Raw genomic sequence first — 16325 nt, 5'->3', positions numbered from 1 at the left:
TGAAAACATGAAATCGGTCCGGAGGGGTGAATTGTCACCCCTCCGGAAGCGTGCATTGAAGCGCCTTACTGGGCAACGCTGGTCATCAGCGCCCTGACGGCTGCTGCATCATAGACCGGATCGACCTTGGTCTTGCCGGAAACGATGTCCTCGCGCAGCGCCTGGATCTCCGCCCATACATTGTCCGGGATCGCAGCGGTTTTCAGAAGCTTGACCGAATCGTCCTTGAGGCCGATCGAGTAGCTCTTGGTGCCGAACGTGTCGGCCTTGAGGTCGGCGATCATCGCCGCATAGACCGGCTCGATGTTCCAAACCACCGACGACAGCAGGAAGCCTTTGTCGATCGGCGTCTTGTCGCCGATGACGTCGATGAAATAGACCTTGCCGCCATCGCCGGCCTTGGTCGTCTCGACCGCCTGCAGCATGCCGAAGCTCGAGCCGTTGCCCTGGCCAAAGATGATGTCGGCGCCCGATGCGATCACGCTTTCGGTAACGCGCTTGCCGCCGGCCGCATCGCTGTAGGCGGCGGGTCCGATCACCGCATAGGTGACCTTGACGTCCGGGTTCTCGGCCTTCACACCTTGCGCGAACGCCGCCGACTGCGAGTTCCACGACGGAGGCTCGCCGGACACGACGATGCCGACCGACTTGGAACGCGACATCTTGGCGGCGAGACGGCCGGCAAGGTACGCGCCTTCGTGACCGCTCAGCGTGTAGTCTGCGACGAGCCCGGCCTCCAGGCCGGTCGGCGTGTCGACGATCGCCACTGGCACCTTGGTTTCCTTGGCGATTTCGGGAGCCGCGGTGTTGTACCCGCTGGCATGGGCAATCAACAGGCTGGCGCCGTCGGCTGCCAGTTCGCGCAATGTCGGGCGCACGTCGCCATAGCCGAGCCCCTGCGCCGTCACTATCTCGACACCGGCAGCTTTCGCCGCTGCCTTGGCAGCGTCGATGCCTTGCTGGTTCCAGCCATAATCGGTGCCTTCTTCCGGCGTCAGGATGGCAATGGACTTGACTTCGGCGGCAAGTGCATTACCCAGCAAGAGGCCGCTTAATATAACAGCGCTTACGCTACCCTTCAGGAACTTAGACATGTTACCCTCTCTGTTCGGTTGACCCAAGATATTCTTATTGTTATTGCGCAAAAGCGAGGTAGACTGCCTGAACAATTCCACACGGAGTTCAGGCAAGGTGGTTGTGCGATACATTCTTCCGATAATTCTGGCGTTCACATCGTTCGCCAACGCGGTTGAATTGCGGCACATCACTGTGCGAACCGGCACCGAAGGGCTCGATCCGGTGCCGCTGACGATCTCGAATGCGGGGCGTGAGGCGCTTTCCTGCAATGCAGACTTCGCCCACTGGTATTCGGCCACGATCGCCACCGCGGCGCCTGGCAAGAGCGCCCGTGTCGAGCTGTGGTTCGATCCAGAAACCGGGACATTTGCGATCCTCAACGACAAGCGCGAAAACCTGCCCGTCGAGCGGCTGTGGTGCGGCCTCGCCAGACAAGCATACGCCACGCGCGTGCAAATCGTGCTCGACCGGACCAGTGCAAGAAAGGGGCAAATGGCCGTCACCTGTAGCAGAGCGGACGACAGCCTGGTCTGCCGGTAGACGCTCGCTTTTTGCCAGGTCAGACACCGCCCCCGACCTTCACTCTGCCGCCAGGAATTTGTCGGTGAAGACGTCGTCGGCCGACAGTGCCGTTTTGAGCACGCCCTGATCCGTCAGCGTCTTCAAGGTCTCTTCCCATTGGGTCTTCGTCATCCAGCCGAGGCCGTGTTCCTTCGTCGCCGGGCTGTTGAACGTCGAAGCTATGTCGGCCTTGAGCTGGGCCAGCAGCACATCCTTCTTCTCCGCATAGCCAGGAACGGCCTTGGCGGTGATTTCGGCAGCTTCTTCCGGATGGGCCGCGACATAGTCGAAAGCCTCCCTGTAGGCCTTCACGAAGCGGCGCACGACATCGGCATTGTCCTTGATCATCGCTTCAGAGGTGAACAGTCCCGAGCCATAGGCCTTCCACCCGTGATCCGCGCCGAGCATGATGCTCAGCGACCCTGGTCCGCCAGCCTTGGCTTCAAGTTCTGGCACTTCGGCGTCGAGATAACCGACGACCGTCTGGACCCGTCCGAGCAGCAGGTAGCTTTCGTAAGGCGGCGAGACGCTGTTGAGCGTCATGTCCTTCTCGCTCATGCCGTTGGCAGCCAGGAAGCCCCTGAAGAAAATGTAGGTGGAGCCCGCCGGGTGGATCCCGATGGTCAGGCCCTTGAGGTCTGAAGGCTTGGTCAGCTTAAGCGTCTTGGCGAGCGAAATAATGCCCAGCGGCGACTGCTGGTTGACCGCCGCGAGCGCCACGACGGGAACATTCTGCGACCTTGCCACGGCGAGCGTGGGAAGATCGCCGAAGCCGAATTCAGCGTTGCCGTTGCCCACCAGCCGCATGGCGTCCGGCGAGCCGGACCCTTTGCGGACCTCGCTCACATCGATGTCGTTCTTGGCGAAGAAGCCTTTTTCCTTGCCGACAAAGAACATGGCGTGATTGCCGCGCACCACCCAGTCGAGCTGGACGTTGACCGTGTCCGCCGCCAGCGCCGCGTTCGAGAACCCAAGCGCGCCGACAAACGCCGCAAAGGTGGCTGCCTTGATAAGAGAGCGTCTCAGCATTGTCTGTTCCCTTGTTTGGTTGTTCGAAAGATCCTAGGCTTGGCTGAATTTCGGCGCCCACGGCACCACGACACGTTCAAGAATTTCGGCTGCGTAGTAGAAGGCGATGCCGAGCACTGAAACCAGCAGCAGCGCCGCGAAGACAAGGGCCGTGTCGAGTTGGGTCGACGCGAATTGGATGACGTAGCCGAGCCCGTCCGAGGCTCCGGCAAATTCGCCGACGATGGCGCCGATCACGCTCAGGGTCGCGGCTATCTTGGTCCCGGCCATCAGGCTCGGAAGCGAGTGGGGGACACGGATCCTGAACAGGATCTGGGTCGGGCTGGCGCCGACCGAATTCATCAGCGACAGAAGCGAACGGTCGACCGATTGCATGCCGGCCAGCATCGACAGCGTCACCGGGAAGAAGGCGATGACCAGAATCAGACCGATTTTGGGAGCGAGCCCATAACCGAACCAGAGGATGAAGATCGGCGCCAGCGCGACCTTCGGCACATTCTGGAACAGCACGACGAGCGGGTAGAGCGCGCGGCCCAGCCAATCGAAGCGCACGATGACGAGAGCAAGCGCAATGCCGACTATGACCGAGACAAGAAAGCCAAACAGGATTTCGCCTGCCGTGACCACCGTCGCCTGCATGAGAGTGCCCCACTGCGCGACCAGCGATTTCGCAATCTCGGATGGGGCAGGAACGATAAAGGAAGATATCGAGAATATCCGCACCGCGGCTTCCCACAACACGATCGTCACCAGCAGAAGGATAGCCGCCGGAAGCCAGCTGCTTGTTGCCGCGTCCCAGCCGGAAACCGGTTGCGGCGATGAGACATTCATGAGGGGTTGCCTGCTCACGTCGCGCCTCCCGGCTGATGACTGGAGCGCAGCATCGTTCGAAGCTGAAGCACCAGCCTGACGAACTCGGGGACTTCGGTCACGGAAGCGTCGCGCGGATAAGGCAGCGGAATGTCCAGGCTCTGGGTAATGCGCCCCGGTTTGATTCCCAGCACATGAACCTGGCGCGACAACTGAATGGCTTCGTCGATCGAATGCGTCACGAAGACGATCGTCTTGCCGGTCCGCTGCCAGATCTCCAGCAGCGACTGGCCCATCGAATCGCGGGTGATCGCGTCAAGGGCGCCAAACGGCTCGTCCATCAGCAAGACCGCCGGATCGAGCGCCAAAGCCCGGGCGATGGCAACCCGCTGCCGCATGCCGCCAGACAGTTCGTTTGGGCGCTTGTGGGCGGCATCGCCAAGTCCCACCAGGTCCAGCATTTCCTGTCCACGCGCCCGCAGCGCCGAGCGCGACATCGATTTGTCGGCGATGCCGAGCAGCATCGAGGCATTGTCAACGGCGTTTTTCCACGGCAGCAGATTGGCATCCTGAAAGACCAGACCGATCATCCGCTTGCGCGCCGCTTCGCCTGGCGAAACGCCGGCAACCGAGACGCTGCCGCTGCTCGGATTTACCAACCCAGCCAGCACTTTGAGCAGCGTACTCTTGCCGCAACCCGAAGGGCCGATCAGGGAAACGAACGAGCCTTGCGGAACTGCAAGGTCTATATCCCTGAGGATCAGCTGGCGGTCCCGATCCGCGCCCATGACCACCGAAACGCCTTTGGCGGAAATGAGGTCGTCGTGGCGCATGTGGGTCGGTCGGCCGCCGGCGGGTCGAATGGTTTCAACCTGCATGGTCGATCACCCCATGCATCGTGATTGGCGGCAGCAGCGCTGTCTTGATGGCACAGTCCGCATGAACGGCCAACCGGGTGAAGTCCCCGGCATGGCCAGCCTCATGCCTAACTCGTGCCATCGGCTACTCCCGGCCCTCAAGGATGCGGCGCACCGCGACCAGCTTGCGCGCCCGTTCGCCTTGCAGCGCCCTTATCTGTTCGGGCGTGTAGGAGAACATGCCCTCGCCCGACTTGATGCCGAACTTCGATGCACCGGTCTTCTCCAGCACCATCGGCGCCACATCATCCCGATTGGAGAGATCGGCGTTCAGGAACGAAGAGACGGATTTGTAGATATCGAGGCCGGCCATATCGAGCAGCGCCATTGGCCCGATGACGGCGATCTTGTAGCCGATGCCCCAGGATACGCAGGTGTCGAGATCCTCCGGTTCGATGACGCCGCGCTCGACCAGATCCACCGCTTCACGCAGCAGCGCATAAAGCACGCGATTTTCGACGAATCCGGGAACGTCTTTCTTCACGACCACCGGCAACAGCCCGATCGAGCGGATCAGGTCGCGTATCGTCGCCACCGTTTCGGGCGCGGTCTTCTCGCCGCCGATCACCTCGATCATTGGGATGATGTGGGGCGGGTTCGACCAGTGCATGCCGACCATCCTCTCGGGGTGCGAGATATGGGCCTGCAGCTTGGTGATCGGAATACCCGACGTGTCCGAGGCGACGATCACCGAAGAGCCGATCAGCGGGTCGATGGCGCGATAGGTTTCGGCCTTGGTGTCGATATTCTCAGGCACATTCTCGATGACCAGTTCCGCCCCATCGACGGCCTCGGCGATGGTGCGGACGAAGCGCACCGTGCCGGCGCCCGTTGCCGGCACCTTGATGTCGAGACGGTCCAGAACCCCGCCGGCGATGTCGAGCGTGCCGCGGGCGCGTTCGACCGCGACATCGGAAACATCGTACGCCGCCACGTCGAGCCCGCCGCGCGAAAGCCGCGCGGCGATGCCCGGACCCATCGTTCCCAGTCCGATGAGAGCGGCGCGCTTGATCATCATGCGGCCCTTGCGGGAGCCGCAGCGATTGCCGCCTTGAAGGCTGGACGAGCGGCGATTGCGGCGACCCAGCGCTCGAGATTGGGCAGCGACGGCCGGTCAATCTTGAAGTCGATGCAGCGTTTCAGGATCGGTGCGCAGGCGATGTCGGCAATGGTCAGCTTTCCCAGCGCCAGGAATTCCTTGCCGGCCAGATGCCCGTCGACGATCTTGAGCTGCGCCACCAGGTCCTTGACCTGTTCCTCGTATTCGGCGGTCTGTTCCTCTGGCGTCAGCTTGGCGCCCTTGAAGGCAGCCATATAGCCAGGATTGACCGCCGCCAGCAGAAAATCCATCCAGCGCTCGACCTCGGTCTTTTCCGCAGGGGTGGCGCCATTCAGCCGCTCACCGCCGGATGCCGCGAGATAGCGCAGGATGGTGTTGGACTCCCAGATCACGGTGTCGCCGTCGACCAGCGTCGGGACTTTCGACGTCGGATTAAGCGCCTTGTATTCGGCCGTCTGGGTGTTTTCGAACTGGCGGCCGTAATCTTCGCGCTTGTATGGCGCGCCAAGCTCTTCGAGCATGAAGAGCACCTTTTGAACGTTGCCCGATGTCTGGCGGCCTAAGAGCTTGTACATATCATCTCCTCGATTGTGTCGTTGCCTACTTGCCGGCCGGCAGCGGCTTGTAGACGATAGCGTCCATTTCGATCTTGGTGTTGATGACGGCCTTTGCCTCCACCGTTGTGCGCGCCAGCACCGCGTCGCCGATCCCTTCGAGAAACGCCTTGTTGTAGCGGCCGAAGTCGCGCGTATCCTCGAGATAGGTGGTGATCCGCACGACATCGGAGAGCGTTGCGCCCTCATCGGCAATGACGCGCGCGATGGTCCTCAGCGTCGCCAGCGTCTCTTCCTCGATCGTGCCGCTGATCATGTTGTTGTTCTCGTCCTTCGGCACCTGGCCGGAGACGAAAATGAAATCGCCGGCACGCACCGCCGGATGAAACGGCAGGTTCGGATTCTTCTTGCCAATGGCGTAGTGGCTGGCGGATTTTCGCGTGCTGTCGCTCAACCTATCCCCCTAGAGAACGCTGGTTTCGATGATATCGACGCCACGGACGCGGTCGATGAGGTAGACGATGCCGCGATCGTCGACGGTGACGTCGTTGGAAGACGATCGCTCGGCGCCCTCAGGCGTATCGGGCACGAAATGGCCGACCTCCTTGGGTGCGAACGGGTCGGCGATGTCGACCAGCCGCAGCCCCTGGGCGAACCATGCAAACGGAATGACGGTGCCCTTGAACCGCTCGGAAGGCTGATGGCAGCCGGTCATTGGCGGTTGTGGTTCGCCATCCGGGTCGAGGCCAGGCACCTGGAAGGTCGAGATCGGCAGCGGGTTCGTTTCGTCGGTGATGTCGTAGATCCAGGTGAAGGCCGGCGGCGAAGGTCGGAGCTTGGCGACATCCTCGTCCGCCACCACCATGATGTTGCGGCCCTTGAGCGGCTGCGGGATCGGCAGGCATGTGTGCGTGGGATGCGGGAAGCTCGGGCTCGAATTGACATGCGAGACAAGCTTCGGCGTCGAAATGTCGGAAATGTCGAGGATGAACAGGCCGTGATGCCAGTAGCTGACATAGAGCCGGTCGCCCATGCGCAACGGATGGTGGCAGCGCGGCGTGACGTAATCATGCCACGGATACTCCTCGCCGCCGCCGGTCCATTGCCCCGGTATCCACCAGCGGCCGATTTCCACCGGATTTACCGGATCGATCAGGTCTAGGATCATCACGATGTTGCCGACATAGCCGTCGGCGGTCGGCGAGATATAGGCGTAGCGGCCGTCATAGTCGTAGCGATGCACGCCATGGCCGCCGGTTATCCACTTCGAGATCAGCCTCGGCTCCGCCGGTCGGGTCGTGTCGTAGAGCGCCAGGCCACCGCCGAAATCGGCCGGGCCCGCATTGCCGAAGCGCTCGTGGTTGATGATCATCAGACCGTCCTGGGCGCGCACCTTGTGCGAGTGCCAGCCGGGCGGAACGTCGATCGTCGCGACCTTCCTGGGATTGCGCGGATCGGAAATGTCGACAAGCGTCGTGCCGCTCGGCGGACGCATGTGGCCGATATAGAGAATGTTGCCGTCGACCCAGACCTGACCACCGCCCGGACAGTCGACATGGCCGATCTGCTTTGTGTTGAACGCCGAAACCAAATGCATCCGCCCTTGCTGCTGAACCGTCTCGTTCGATGTCCGCGCCATTATGGCGGCGCGGACGGTTTCCGCTGCAAACTAGACGATGCGGAGCAGATCGCCGGCCTGGTTGCGGCCCCAGCGTTTGTAGAGCAGCAGCGCCTTCTGTGTCGGCGCATCGGTCGCGCCGAAAAAGATGACCGGCTCGGTCGAGGAGCCATTGACATGCTCGACCCAGCAACCGCCCGGTATGGCGATCGTGTCGAACTGGTTCCAGTCGTAGCGCTTGCCGTCGATCATCGAATGGCCATTGCCGCGGAAAGGCGCCAACAGCAGGCTGGCGGTCTCGCGCTGCGGCAGCGTCTTTTCGCCCGGCCGCAACATCTGCACGTAGAAGTTGATCGTGCGGAAGACCGGGCCGCCGGTGGTGGGGTCGACATAGTCGATGACGATGCCTTCATGCGGATCGCCGTCCCAATCCTTGTGCGCGTCGAGGATCGCTTCCATCTTTTCCCAGCGATAGACATACATCGGCGACGACAGGCCACCGCCGCGCTTGTGGTCGACGAAGCGCGGCATCAGGCCGCCCTCGCCATAGATTCGCTGCGAATAATCGCTCGGAAAACGCGCGGTCTGCACCTTCTTCTCGACTTCCTTGCCGTCGACCATCTCGGTGTATTTGTGATCGAAATGCACGGCGTGCAGCGTCTCGACCAGCGGCAGGTCGAGTACCGAAAGGTTGACCGCCTGTTCGCCGCCGACCGTGCCGTGATTGTGCCAGGCGTCGTTCGGCGTCAGCACCATGTCGCCGGGGCCGAAAACCACGTCCTCGCCCTCGACGCCGGTAAAATTGCCCTTGCCGGTCAGGCCAAAACGTATGGCGCTCGGCGAATGCTTGTGCGGCGGCATGATCTCGTCCGGATCATTCAGGCGATAGGCGGTGTACATGGTGCTGACCGAGGCGCGCTTGGGCGCGAGCCCCGGATTGACCAAGATCAGCGACCGGCGCTCGCTGTCGTCCATGGTCACCAGTTCGGCGGCGCGCTGCAGCAGCGGCTCGATATCGGCATAGGACCAGACGAAGGGGATCGCCTTCGAGGTCGCCATGAGCTGCTTGATCTCGTCGTGATCGACGCCTTCCGACGTCGCCCAGAACGGGAACATATTCTTTTCGTAGAGGGCGTCATAAAGGCCCTTCAGCGCTGCCTTCTTGTTGGTGACGGTAAGGTCTGCCGGTTGCGCCAAGGACATCTCTGACACCTCTCTTCACGAAGAAAATGTGTTTAACCAACTCAACCGTATTCGGATTGGTTTTTCTGGACAATCCCAAAACTGAGAATTTTAAAAATTTTTGGTTGAGTGCTCCTATGGAGGCCGAATGGCCCCAAAAGGGGGCAAGAAAGTCGAAAAGATGCGAGAAAATGGCCGGCGGATCGTACCATTGCGGCCGTGGCAATCGCTCGGCAGCCCAACCAACTCGAATTTTGTTTTCAACCAAAGGAACTTGGTTGAACCCGGGTGACAGCAATCAGGCGGCCATGCTTTGTTCAGCACGGCCGCGGATCAGGTCCGAGGCCTTTTCGGCGATCATGATGACCGCCGCATTGATGTTGCCGCAAACGAGATCCGGCATCACGGAAGCATCCACCGCGCGAAGGCCGGCAACGCCGCGCACCCGTAGTTGCGGGTCGACCACCGAGCCCGCGTCGACACCCATGCGGCAGGTGCCGGCCGGATGATGCACAGTGATCGAGGTTTTGCGAATATGCTCATCGATCTCGTCGTCGCTCTGGCATTGCGAGCCCGGAAAGAACTCCGAGGCGATGAACGGCGTCATCGACGGTTGTGCAGCGAGGTTGCGCGCGACGCGGAAGCCGGCGCGAAGCGACTGCCAATCGTGCGGCGATGACAGGAAATTCTGGTGGATCAGCGGCGCGGCCAACGGGTCGTTCGACGCCAGTTCCACGCTCCCCCTGCTCTTCGGCTGGACGGCGACGATGCGGGTCGCAAAGCCATCGGCGAAGGAAGCTTTGAATGGCGGCATGTAAGGCCATGCGGCAAGCGGCGCAGCCGTGAAAAGCAGCTGAACATCCGGCAACGGCCGGCTTGCATCGCTTTTCAGAAACGCCACGACCCCGCCGGGCACATCTCCCGAAAAGCCCTTTCCGGTAAAATAGGTCTTGACGAAATCCAGCCCGATACGATCGGCCCGCATCATCTTGTGGAATGGCCCCGGCTGCTTGCGCCGATACATCAGAATGACCGAGACATGGTCCTGCAGGTTCTTGCCGACCTGCGGACGATCTACTTTCGTCTCGATGCCATGCGCGGCGAGCTCGCCGCTATCGCCGATCCCCGACAGCATCAGCAACTGCGGCGTGTTGATGACGCCGCCGGCAAGCACGACCTCAAGCCGCGCCAGCACCTGGTGGGTCGCGCCGCCCCTGGTATAGGCGATGCCGGTCGCTCGCCCATCCTTCAGCACGATCCGCGTCGCCATCGCGCCGGTCAGCACCTTGACATTGCTGCGGCGCATGGCGGGACGCAGATAAGCCGACGCGGTCGAGCAGCGGCGACCGTTTGCGATCGTCATCTGCAGGCGGCCAAAGCCTTCCTGCACCGGGCCATTGTAATCGTCGGTCTGGGGATATCCGGCATCCCGGCTCGCCGTAGCGAAGGCATCGATCAGCTCGTCCTTGTAGCGGCAGAACTGCGTGTTCAACGGCCCGCTGCCGCCGCGATAGTCGCTCTCGCCCTTTTCCCAGCGCTCCTGCTTCTTGAAATAGGGCAGCACCTTGTCGAATGACCAATCGGTGAGACCGCTGGCCGCCCAGCGATCGTAATCGCCGCGATTGCCGCGCACATAGGCCATGGCGTTGGTGGAGGAGGAGCCGCCGATGACCTTGCCGCGCGCACATTCGACCTTGCGTCCGCCGACATTGGCCTCGGGCTCGCAGAAATACATCCAGTCGTGACGGCGTTCGGTCAGGATCTTACCCCAGCCAAGCGGGATGTGGATCATCGGATCGCGATCCCAGTCGCCGGCTTCCAGGAGCAGCACGGAAACATCAGGATCTTCGCTCAGGCGGTTTGCAAGGACGCAGCCGGCCGACCCGGCTCCGACAATGACATAGTCGAAAGTTTCCCCAAACGGCATGCACTGTCCTCGGGAGAAGACGGCCCCGCCGAGATATGAGCCGTCAAAGAAACAACTGCGGTACTCAACCATCGCGCAACTGGTGTTGTCAACCACCGGGCGCAGATGTAGATTGGTTGAGTTGGTTGAGTGCCGTTCTCATCGATTCCGTGTCACAACTTGATATCGGGACGTCGAGTCGACCGTTGCCGATCAGACAGGAGATTTGGTTTTGAGCGCATTCGAGCCGCAGGTCGTATCTTCGGACCTCGACGACATCATCGCAGCGGTCCGCCAGTTGCAGCAGGGCGGCGGCAAGCTTCCTTCCGAGCGTGACCTTGCCGAACATCTCAACGTGAAACGTCATCAGCTTCGCAAGGCGCTCGAGATGCTGCGCCAATCAGGTGATTTGAAACCGACGCGCGCCAGGCGTGCGCCGACCGCCCTGCCCCGATATGGCGAAGAACTTGTCAGGGTAACCAACCCCATCGAGGTTCTGGAGTTGCGCCTGCTCATGGAACCGGGCCTCGCCCGGCTGGCATCGCTGCGCGCCTCCTCGTTCGAGACGGCCCGGATCATCGATGCGGCAACCACGCCGGAGAATGCCTCGTCTGGCGCGGTCGATTTCGCTTTTCATTCCGCCATCGTCGCTGCCGCCCGCAACCATCTTGCCGCCGAATTCTACAAGATGCTGCGCCAGGTCGGGATCGATGCGCGGGTCAAGGTCGCACGGACCGCAGCACCCACCTGCCCTAAGCGGATCGCCGAGCGCGACGGCGAACATCGTCTGATCGCCGAAGCGATCTCGAAACGCGACCCCGAAGCAGCCGAAGCGGCCATGCGCGCGCATTTGCTATCCGTGCAAAGACGAATCACGGAGCGGTCGAATGCCGGCGCTTTTGCGGCATGAGCGTCTCGTATTCTAGCCAGACAGCCTGCGCGCGGGAACTTTCAAATTGATGCGTCATTTCGACGTGCTGGTCGTCGGCGCCGGATCTGCCGGCTCGGTGGTGGCTAGCCGGTTAAGCGAGGACAGCGCGTGCCAGGTCGGCCTGATCGAAGCCGGGGTCATGCCGTCCGATCCCGATATCGCCGACCCGTTGAAATGGACGATGCTGCAGGGCCGCGCCTATGACTGGGCTTATCGGACGGTGCCGCAACCCTTTACCGCAAACCGCGTCCACGAATGGCCGCGCGGGAAGATCGTTGGCGGTTCTAGCTGCCTGCATGCCATGGCCTATGTGCGTGGCCATCCCGATGATTTCCAGCCCTGGGCAGTAGCAGGCGGCGAGCGCTGGTCCTTTTCGGGCTTGTTGCCGGGCTTCGTCCGCAGCGAAGCTTTCACCGCCTTCGACGCGCCGTCGCGCGGTCGCTGCGGACCGTTGGACGTCTATCTGCCGGAGGCGGAGGTCAGCCCCGTCGTCCGCGCCTATATAGCCGCTGGACAGGCCATGGGGATTCCCGTCCTGACCGACCACAACAGCGGCGAGCTCGCTGGCACGAGCCCTAATTCGCTGAACATCCGCGCCGGCAAGCGCCTGAGCGTCGCCGACGCCTATCTGCCGCCGGAGGTCATGGTGCGACCGAACCTCGCTCTGCTCACCGCTCACGAAGTCGAGCACCTCGTGCTGGAAGGCCAGCGGGCCACGGGTGTGGCTGTCGTGTGCGATGGGGAGAGCATGACGATCTCCGCCGACAGGATCATTCTTTGTGCCGGCGCGGTGTCGTCGCCGCTCATCCTCATGCGATCGGGCATCGGCGATCCGGATACGCTGAAGCGGGCGGGGATTCGCTGTCGTGCCGACCGGCGCGATGTCGGCCGCAATCTGCAGGACCATCTGCTGGCCCTTGGCAACGTCTACAGCACGAAAAAGCCGCTGCCCCCGTCGCGCCTGCAGCACTCGGAATCGCTGATGTACCTGCACGGCAGCGACCCGACCCGTTCGACGGGAAGCCCCGATATCGTACTCGCCTGCGTCGTTGCTCCATCGGCCGCAGTGGGCTTGAATGCGCCGCCCTACGGCTCGGCTTTCACGATACTCTGCGGCGTCACCCAGCCGACCAGTCGTGGGCGCATCGCACCGAGCGGGCCGGGCCGGAACGATGCACCGATCATCGATCCGCATTATCTCGAAACCGAACATGACCGGGCCGTTTTCCGGATAGCGCTGAAGACGGCGCGCGCGATTGGCCATCATCGAGCGCTCGACGAGTGGCGCGATGTGGAAATCCTGCCGGGATCACAGGTGCAGTCGGACGACGAGCTTGACGCTTTCATCGCCAGCGCTGCCTCCACACATCATCATCCTGCCGGCACGTGCAGGATGGGCGGGGATGCCGACGCAGTCATCGACCCGGATTTGCGGCTGAACGGCTTCGACAACGTCTTCATCGTCGACGCGTCGGTGATGCCGACGATCCCGAGCGGACCCATCAATGCCGCGGTAGTCGCCATAGCGGAAACCTGGGCGTCAGCTCCGCCTAAAGCGCGTCGAGTTTGACCGCCGCATTAGCGCATGATCCCAAAAATCGGATCGGCCGGGCATGGCCCGAATCGGATCGATGCCAAACGGCCTATTCCGCCCACAGTTCCCGGCGCAGTTCGCGCCAGCTTGCTTCGTCCGGTGCGACAAGAAGGCCGCCGCCGACATGCGACGGCCGATAGGTGCTGCCGTCGAAACGCGCCGCGTAACCACCGGCCTCGGCATGGATCAGCACACCGGCCAGATGATCCCACGGCATCAGCTTGTTGTAGACGACGAAGTGGGCGTGGCCGCTCGCCAGCAGGCGGTATTCGTGGGCCGCGCAGCGATAGCCGAATTGCGACAAGCATTTCGTCTGGTTGCTCGCCAGCCGTGACCGTTCCGGCTCGGGCATGTATTGCCAGGAAAACGCGCCGGTCATTTGCGAGATCGGCGCAGGCTCGGCGACATGCACCTTCTCCAAAGTGTCATGCGCATGCCGTATGTGGCTGCCAGCACCCTTGGCGCCGATCAGCCAGTCCTTGCCGATCGGATCGTGAATGATGCCGGCGATGGTCTCGCCCTTCACGACGACGCCGAGCATGACGCCGAACAGCGGCACGCCTGAGGCGAAATTGAAAGTGCCGTCGACGGGATCGATGACGAAGGCGAGATCGGCTTCGCCGAGGCCCTGGAGCAGCGCCGGGTCGTCGGAGCAGGCTTCCTCGCCGACGATCATCGCCTGCGGGTAGCGCTCACGCAGCCTGACGGTGATGAGTCGCTCGGCACTCACATCGGCCTCCGTCACCAGATCGGCTGCCGAGGTCTTCTGGCGGACGTCGCCCTCATCCAGCCGGCGAAAGCGCGGCATGATCTCGGCAATGGCAGCGTCGGACAGAAGCGTGGCGAGCCAGTCGATCGCGGTATCGTCAAATGTCATCGGGAATGTCTTGCCTTGCGGTCAGGGTTTCGTTGAGTGCGGCGAAATCGAACAGCTTTCTGTCGAGCAGATGCGAGGGCCGCACATTGGTCATGGCGTGGATCATCGTGTCCTTGCGGCCGGGCATGCGCTTTTCCAGGTCGTCGAGCATCGCCTTCATCGCATTGCGCTGCAAGCCGTCCTGGCTGCCGCACAGATCGCACGGGATGATCGGGAACTTCATGGCGCCGGCGAATTTTTCGAGATCGGCCTCGGCGCAATAGGCAAGCGGCCGCAGCACCATGACGTCGCCGTCGTCGTTGAGCAGTTTTGCCGGCATGGCGGCGAGGCGCCCGCCATGCAACAGGTTCATGAAAAAGGTCTCGAGAATGTCTTCGCGGTGGTGGCCGAGCACCAAAGCCGAGCAGCCCTCCTCGCGCGCGATGCGGTAGAGATGGCCGCGCCTGAGCCGCGAGCACAGCGAACAATAGGTGCTGCCCTGGGGAAGCTTGTCGGTCACCACCGAATAGGTGTCCTGATATTCGATGCGATGCGCAATGGCGTATGTGTTGAGATAATCGGGCAGAATGTGCTTTGGAAAGTTCGGCTGGCCCTGGTCGAGATTGCAGGCCAGCAGGTCGACCGGCAGCAGCCCGCGCCATTTGAGGTCGAGCAGCAACGCAAGCAGGCCGTAGGAATCCTTGCCGCCAGACAAGGCGACCAGCCAGCGTTCGCCGGGCCTGACCATCGAAAAATCGTCGATCGCCTGACGGGCGAGACGCAGCAGCCGCTTGCGCAGCTTGTTGAATTCGACGGAGGACGGCACATCGGCAAACAGCGGATGAAAGCCGCGTGCGGCGTCAGTGATCGGTTCGATTGTTTCTGGCAGCATGTTCATGGCGCGGCGGCCCCAAAAATCCTTGTTGCTGCCCGGAGTAGCGCATCGGCCCGCAAATCGAAATCGATTTTCGGAACCGCAAAGAAAAGGCCGCCTCGAGGGCGGCCTTCGATGATGTCGCAGATGAAAAAAATCGATCAGCGCGAATAGAATTCGACGACCAGGTTCGGTTCCATCTGCACGGCGAAGGGAACATCCGACAGGCCAGGGATGCGCCCGAAGGACGCCGTCATCTTGTTATGATCGACCTCGATGTAATCAGGCACGTCGCGCTCAGCCAGGCCTACCGATTCCAGGACGATCACCAGCTGCTTCGACTTTTCGCGCACTTCGATGACATCGCCCGGCTTGCAGCGGTACGAGCCGATGTTGACGCGCTTGCCGTTGACATTGATGTGGCCGTGATTGACGAACTGGCGAGCGGCAAAAATGGTCGGCACGAACTTGGCGCGGTAGACGACCGCGTCGAGACGCGACTCGAGCAGGCCGATCAGGTTCTCCGAGGTGTCGCCCTTGCGGCGGTTCGCCTCTTCATAGACCTTGCGGAACTGCTTTTCCGACACGTCGCCGTAGTGACCCTTCAGCTTCTGCTTGGCACGCAGCTGCAGGCCGAAATCGGAAAGCTTGCCCTTGCGGCGCTGGCCGTGCTGGCCGGGACCGTATTCGCGCTTGTTGACCGGGGATTTTGGGCGGCCCCAGATGTTTTCGCCGAGACGGCGGTCGATCTTGTATTTCGCGGATTCGCGCTTGCTCATCGCATTCCCTTTCAAAAAGACACACCCGGCACCTCATGGTCCGGGTGAAGGAAACGCGCCCTCCTCTGGCCCCCGTTTTCGAGACCTGACAGGGTTCTCCCACGCAACGCGGCGGAAAACCCACGGGACACGTCATTCTAGACAAGACTCCGGGAGGAATAGAGCGGCTTCCCAAATGTCTTGCGCACATAAAGAAACCACCGGACATTGCGGCCCGGTGTTGGTGGGCTGATTAGACGGAGATTCAACTGGTGTCAAGCTCGCCACTGGCGTCGGTGATGGCAGCCGCAGTTCCCCCCGCGGACGTGCTGACCGCGGCTATCCAACCATGGGACCGGACCTCGGCTGCGGACGAGCGGCTAGTGTTTCGATTTCTTCTCGGGCAGGCCCTTGCGCTTGGTCTCGGCAAACTCCTCGAGCTGCTTTTCGCTCATCGATTTGTACATTCCCTTCGAAGCGCCTTTGAGCTCGCTCTTCTTGGTCTCGCCACGCTTGGCGGACAATGCCGCGCCGGCGGCTTTCTGCTGGGCTTTTGAACTGGCTGGCATGATCGTTTCTCCCGTCTTGCGATGCGGGA

The 16325-nt window shown here is 61.9% G+C and carries 17 protein-coding genes; 3 read left to right on the top strand and 14 right to left on the bottom strand.

Translation table 11 applies throughout. From position 1 onward, the window contains the following. Window positions 1-65: 65 nt before the first annotated feature. On the bottom strand, window positions 66-1094 hold the full coding sequence (locus AC0L18_RS22460) for a putative B6 ABC transporter substrate-binding protein (RefSeq protein ID WP_128173179.1): 1029 nt from the start codon (window positions 1092-1094) through the stop codon (window positions 66-68). 103 nt (window positions 1095-1197) lie between these two features. On the opposite strand from AC0L18_RS22460, the gene AC0L18_RS22455 reads away from it, so the two are divergent. Further along, complete coding sequence (locus AC0L18_RS22455; protein ID WP_473494236.1) at window positions 1198-1617, top strand: hypothetical protein; 420 nt, start codon at window positions 1198-1200, stop codon at window positions 1615-1617. Window positions 1618-1656: 39 nt separating this feature from the next. Here the strand turns inward: AC0L18_RS22455 and AC0L18_RS22450 are convergent, their stop codons facing one another. The 9 genes from AC0L18_RS22450 to AC0L18_RS22410 all read right to left on the bottom strand — a co-directional run bounded on the left by AC0L18_RS22450 (window position 1657) and on the right by AC0L18_RS22410 (window position 10735). Further along, window positions 1657-2667, bottom strand: a complete 1011-nt coding sequence (locus AC0L18_RS22450; protein ID WP_128168455.1) for an ABC transporter substrate-binding protein — start codon at window positions 2665-2667, stop codon at window positions 1657-1659. 33 nt (window positions 2668-2700) lie between these two features. Continuing rightward, window positions 2701-3516 (bottom strand): ABC transporter permease, encoded by an 816-nt coding sequence (locus tag AC0L18_RS22445; RefSeq protein ID WP_027154172.1) that lies wholly within the window; start codon window positions 3514-3516, stop codon window positions 2701-2703. Beyond that, window positions 3513-4355 carry an ABC transporter ATP-binding protein gene (locus AC0L18_RS22440; protein ID WP_473494235.1) on the bottom strand — a complete coding sequence of 281 codons (843 nt, stop codon included), beginning with the start codon at window positions 4353-4355 and terminating at the stop codon, window positions 3513-3515. Before AC0L18_RS22440 ends, AC0L18_RS22445 begins: the two co-directional genes overlap by 4 nt. 124 nt (window positions 4356-4479) lie before the next feature. Then, entirely contained in the window at window positions 4480-5409 is a 930-nt protein-coding gene (gene fhmpcd1 / locus AC0L18_RS22435; protein ID WP_353839983.1) for a 5-formyl-3-hydroxy-2-methylpyridine 4-carboxylate 5-dehydrogenase, read from the bottom strand. Further along, on the bottom strand, window positions 5409-6029 hold the full coding sequence (locus AC0L18_RS22430) for a glutathione S-transferase family protein (RefSeq protein WP_473494234.1): 621 nt from the start codon (window positions 6027-6029) through the stop codon (window positions 5409-5411). Before AC0L18_RS22430 ends, fhmpcd1 begins: the two co-directional genes overlap by 1 nt. Before the next feature lie 25 nt (window positions 6030-6054). Further along, a complete protein-coding gene (locus AC0L18_RS22425; RefSeq protein ID WP_027154168.1) occupies window positions 6055-6462 on the bottom strand; it encodes a RidA family protein in 408 nt (135 codons plus the stop codon). Window positions 6463-6471: 9 nt separating this feature from the next. Continuing rightward, complete coding sequence (locus AC0L18_RS22420) at window positions 6472-7605, bottom strand: LVIVD repeat-containing protein (RefSeq protein WP_473494233.1); 1134 nt, start codon at window positions 7603-7605, stop codon at window positions 6472-6474. Between the two features lie 72 nt (window positions 7606-7677). Next, window positions 7678-8829 (bottom strand): cupin domain-containing protein, encoded by a 1152-nt coding sequence (locus tag AC0L18_RS22415; protein ID WP_287193486.1) that lies wholly within the window; start codon window positions 8827-8829, stop codon window positions 7678-7680. A 277-nt stretch (window positions 8830-9106) separates the two neighbouring features. After that, a complete protein-coding gene (locus AC0L18_RS22410) occupies window positions 9107-10735 on the bottom strand; it encodes a GMC family oxidoreductase (RefSeq protein WP_473494232.1) in 1629 nt (542 codons plus the stop codon). 211 nt (window positions 10736-10946) lie between these two features. Here AC0L18_RS22410 and AC0L18_RS22405 point away from each other — a divergent pair, with 211 nt between their 5' ends. After that, window positions 10947-11624, top strand: a complete 678-nt coding sequence (locus tag AC0L18_RS22405) for a FadR/GntR family transcriptional regulator (RefSeq protein WP_473494231.1) — start codon at window positions 10947-10949, stop codon at window positions 11622-11624. Window positions 11625-11670: 46 nt separating this feature from the next. Then, the gene (locus tag AC0L18_RS22400) at window positions 11671-13215 is read left to right on the top strand and encodes a GMC family oxidoreductase (RefSeq protein WP_473494230.1); all 1545 of its coding nucleotides are present in this window, start codon (window positions 11671-11673) and stop codon (window positions 13213-13215) included. Between the two features lie 73 nt (window positions 13216-13288). Here the strand turns inward: AC0L18_RS22400 and AC0L18_RS22395 are convergent, their stop codons facing one another. The 4 genes from AC0L18_RS22395 to AC0L18_RS22380 all read right to left on the bottom strand — a co-directional run bounded on the left by AC0L18_RS22395 (window position 13289) and on the right by AC0L18_RS22380 (window position 16296). Further along, on the bottom strand, window positions 13289-14116 hold the full coding sequence (locus AC0L18_RS22395) for an inositol monophosphatase family protein (RefSeq protein ID WP_473494229.1): 828 nt from the start codon (window positions 14114-14116) through the stop codon (window positions 13289-13291). Next, window positions 14106-14993, bottom strand: coding sequence for a tRNA 2-thiocytidine(32) synthetase TtcA (gene ttcA, locus AC0L18_RS22390; protein ID WP_473494228.1), 888 nt, complete (start codon window positions 14991-14993; stop codon window positions 14106-14108). The genes AC0L18_RS22395 and ttcA overlap by 11 nt, the downstream gene beginning before the upstream one ends. A 137-nt stretch (window positions 14994-15130) precedes the next feature. After that, window positions 15131-15748 (bottom strand): 30S ribosomal protein S4, encoded by a 618-nt coding sequence (gene rpsD, locus AC0L18_RS22385; protein WP_023798277.1) that lies wholly within the window; start codon window positions 15746-15748, stop codon window positions 15131-15133. Window positions 15749-16107: 359 nt separating this feature from the next. Then, entirely contained in the window at window positions 16108-16296 is a 189-nt protein-coding gene (locus AC0L18_RS22380) for a DUF3008 family protein (RefSeq protein WP_473494227.1), read from the bottom strand. Window positions 16297-16325 lie beyond the last annotated feature (29 nt).

It is taken from the genome of Mesorhizobium sp. WSM4819, from assembly GCF_055811215.1.
The sequence above is the reverse complement of the archived record's forward strand: the minus strand, read 5'-3'. Positions and strand labels throughout refer to the sequence as shown.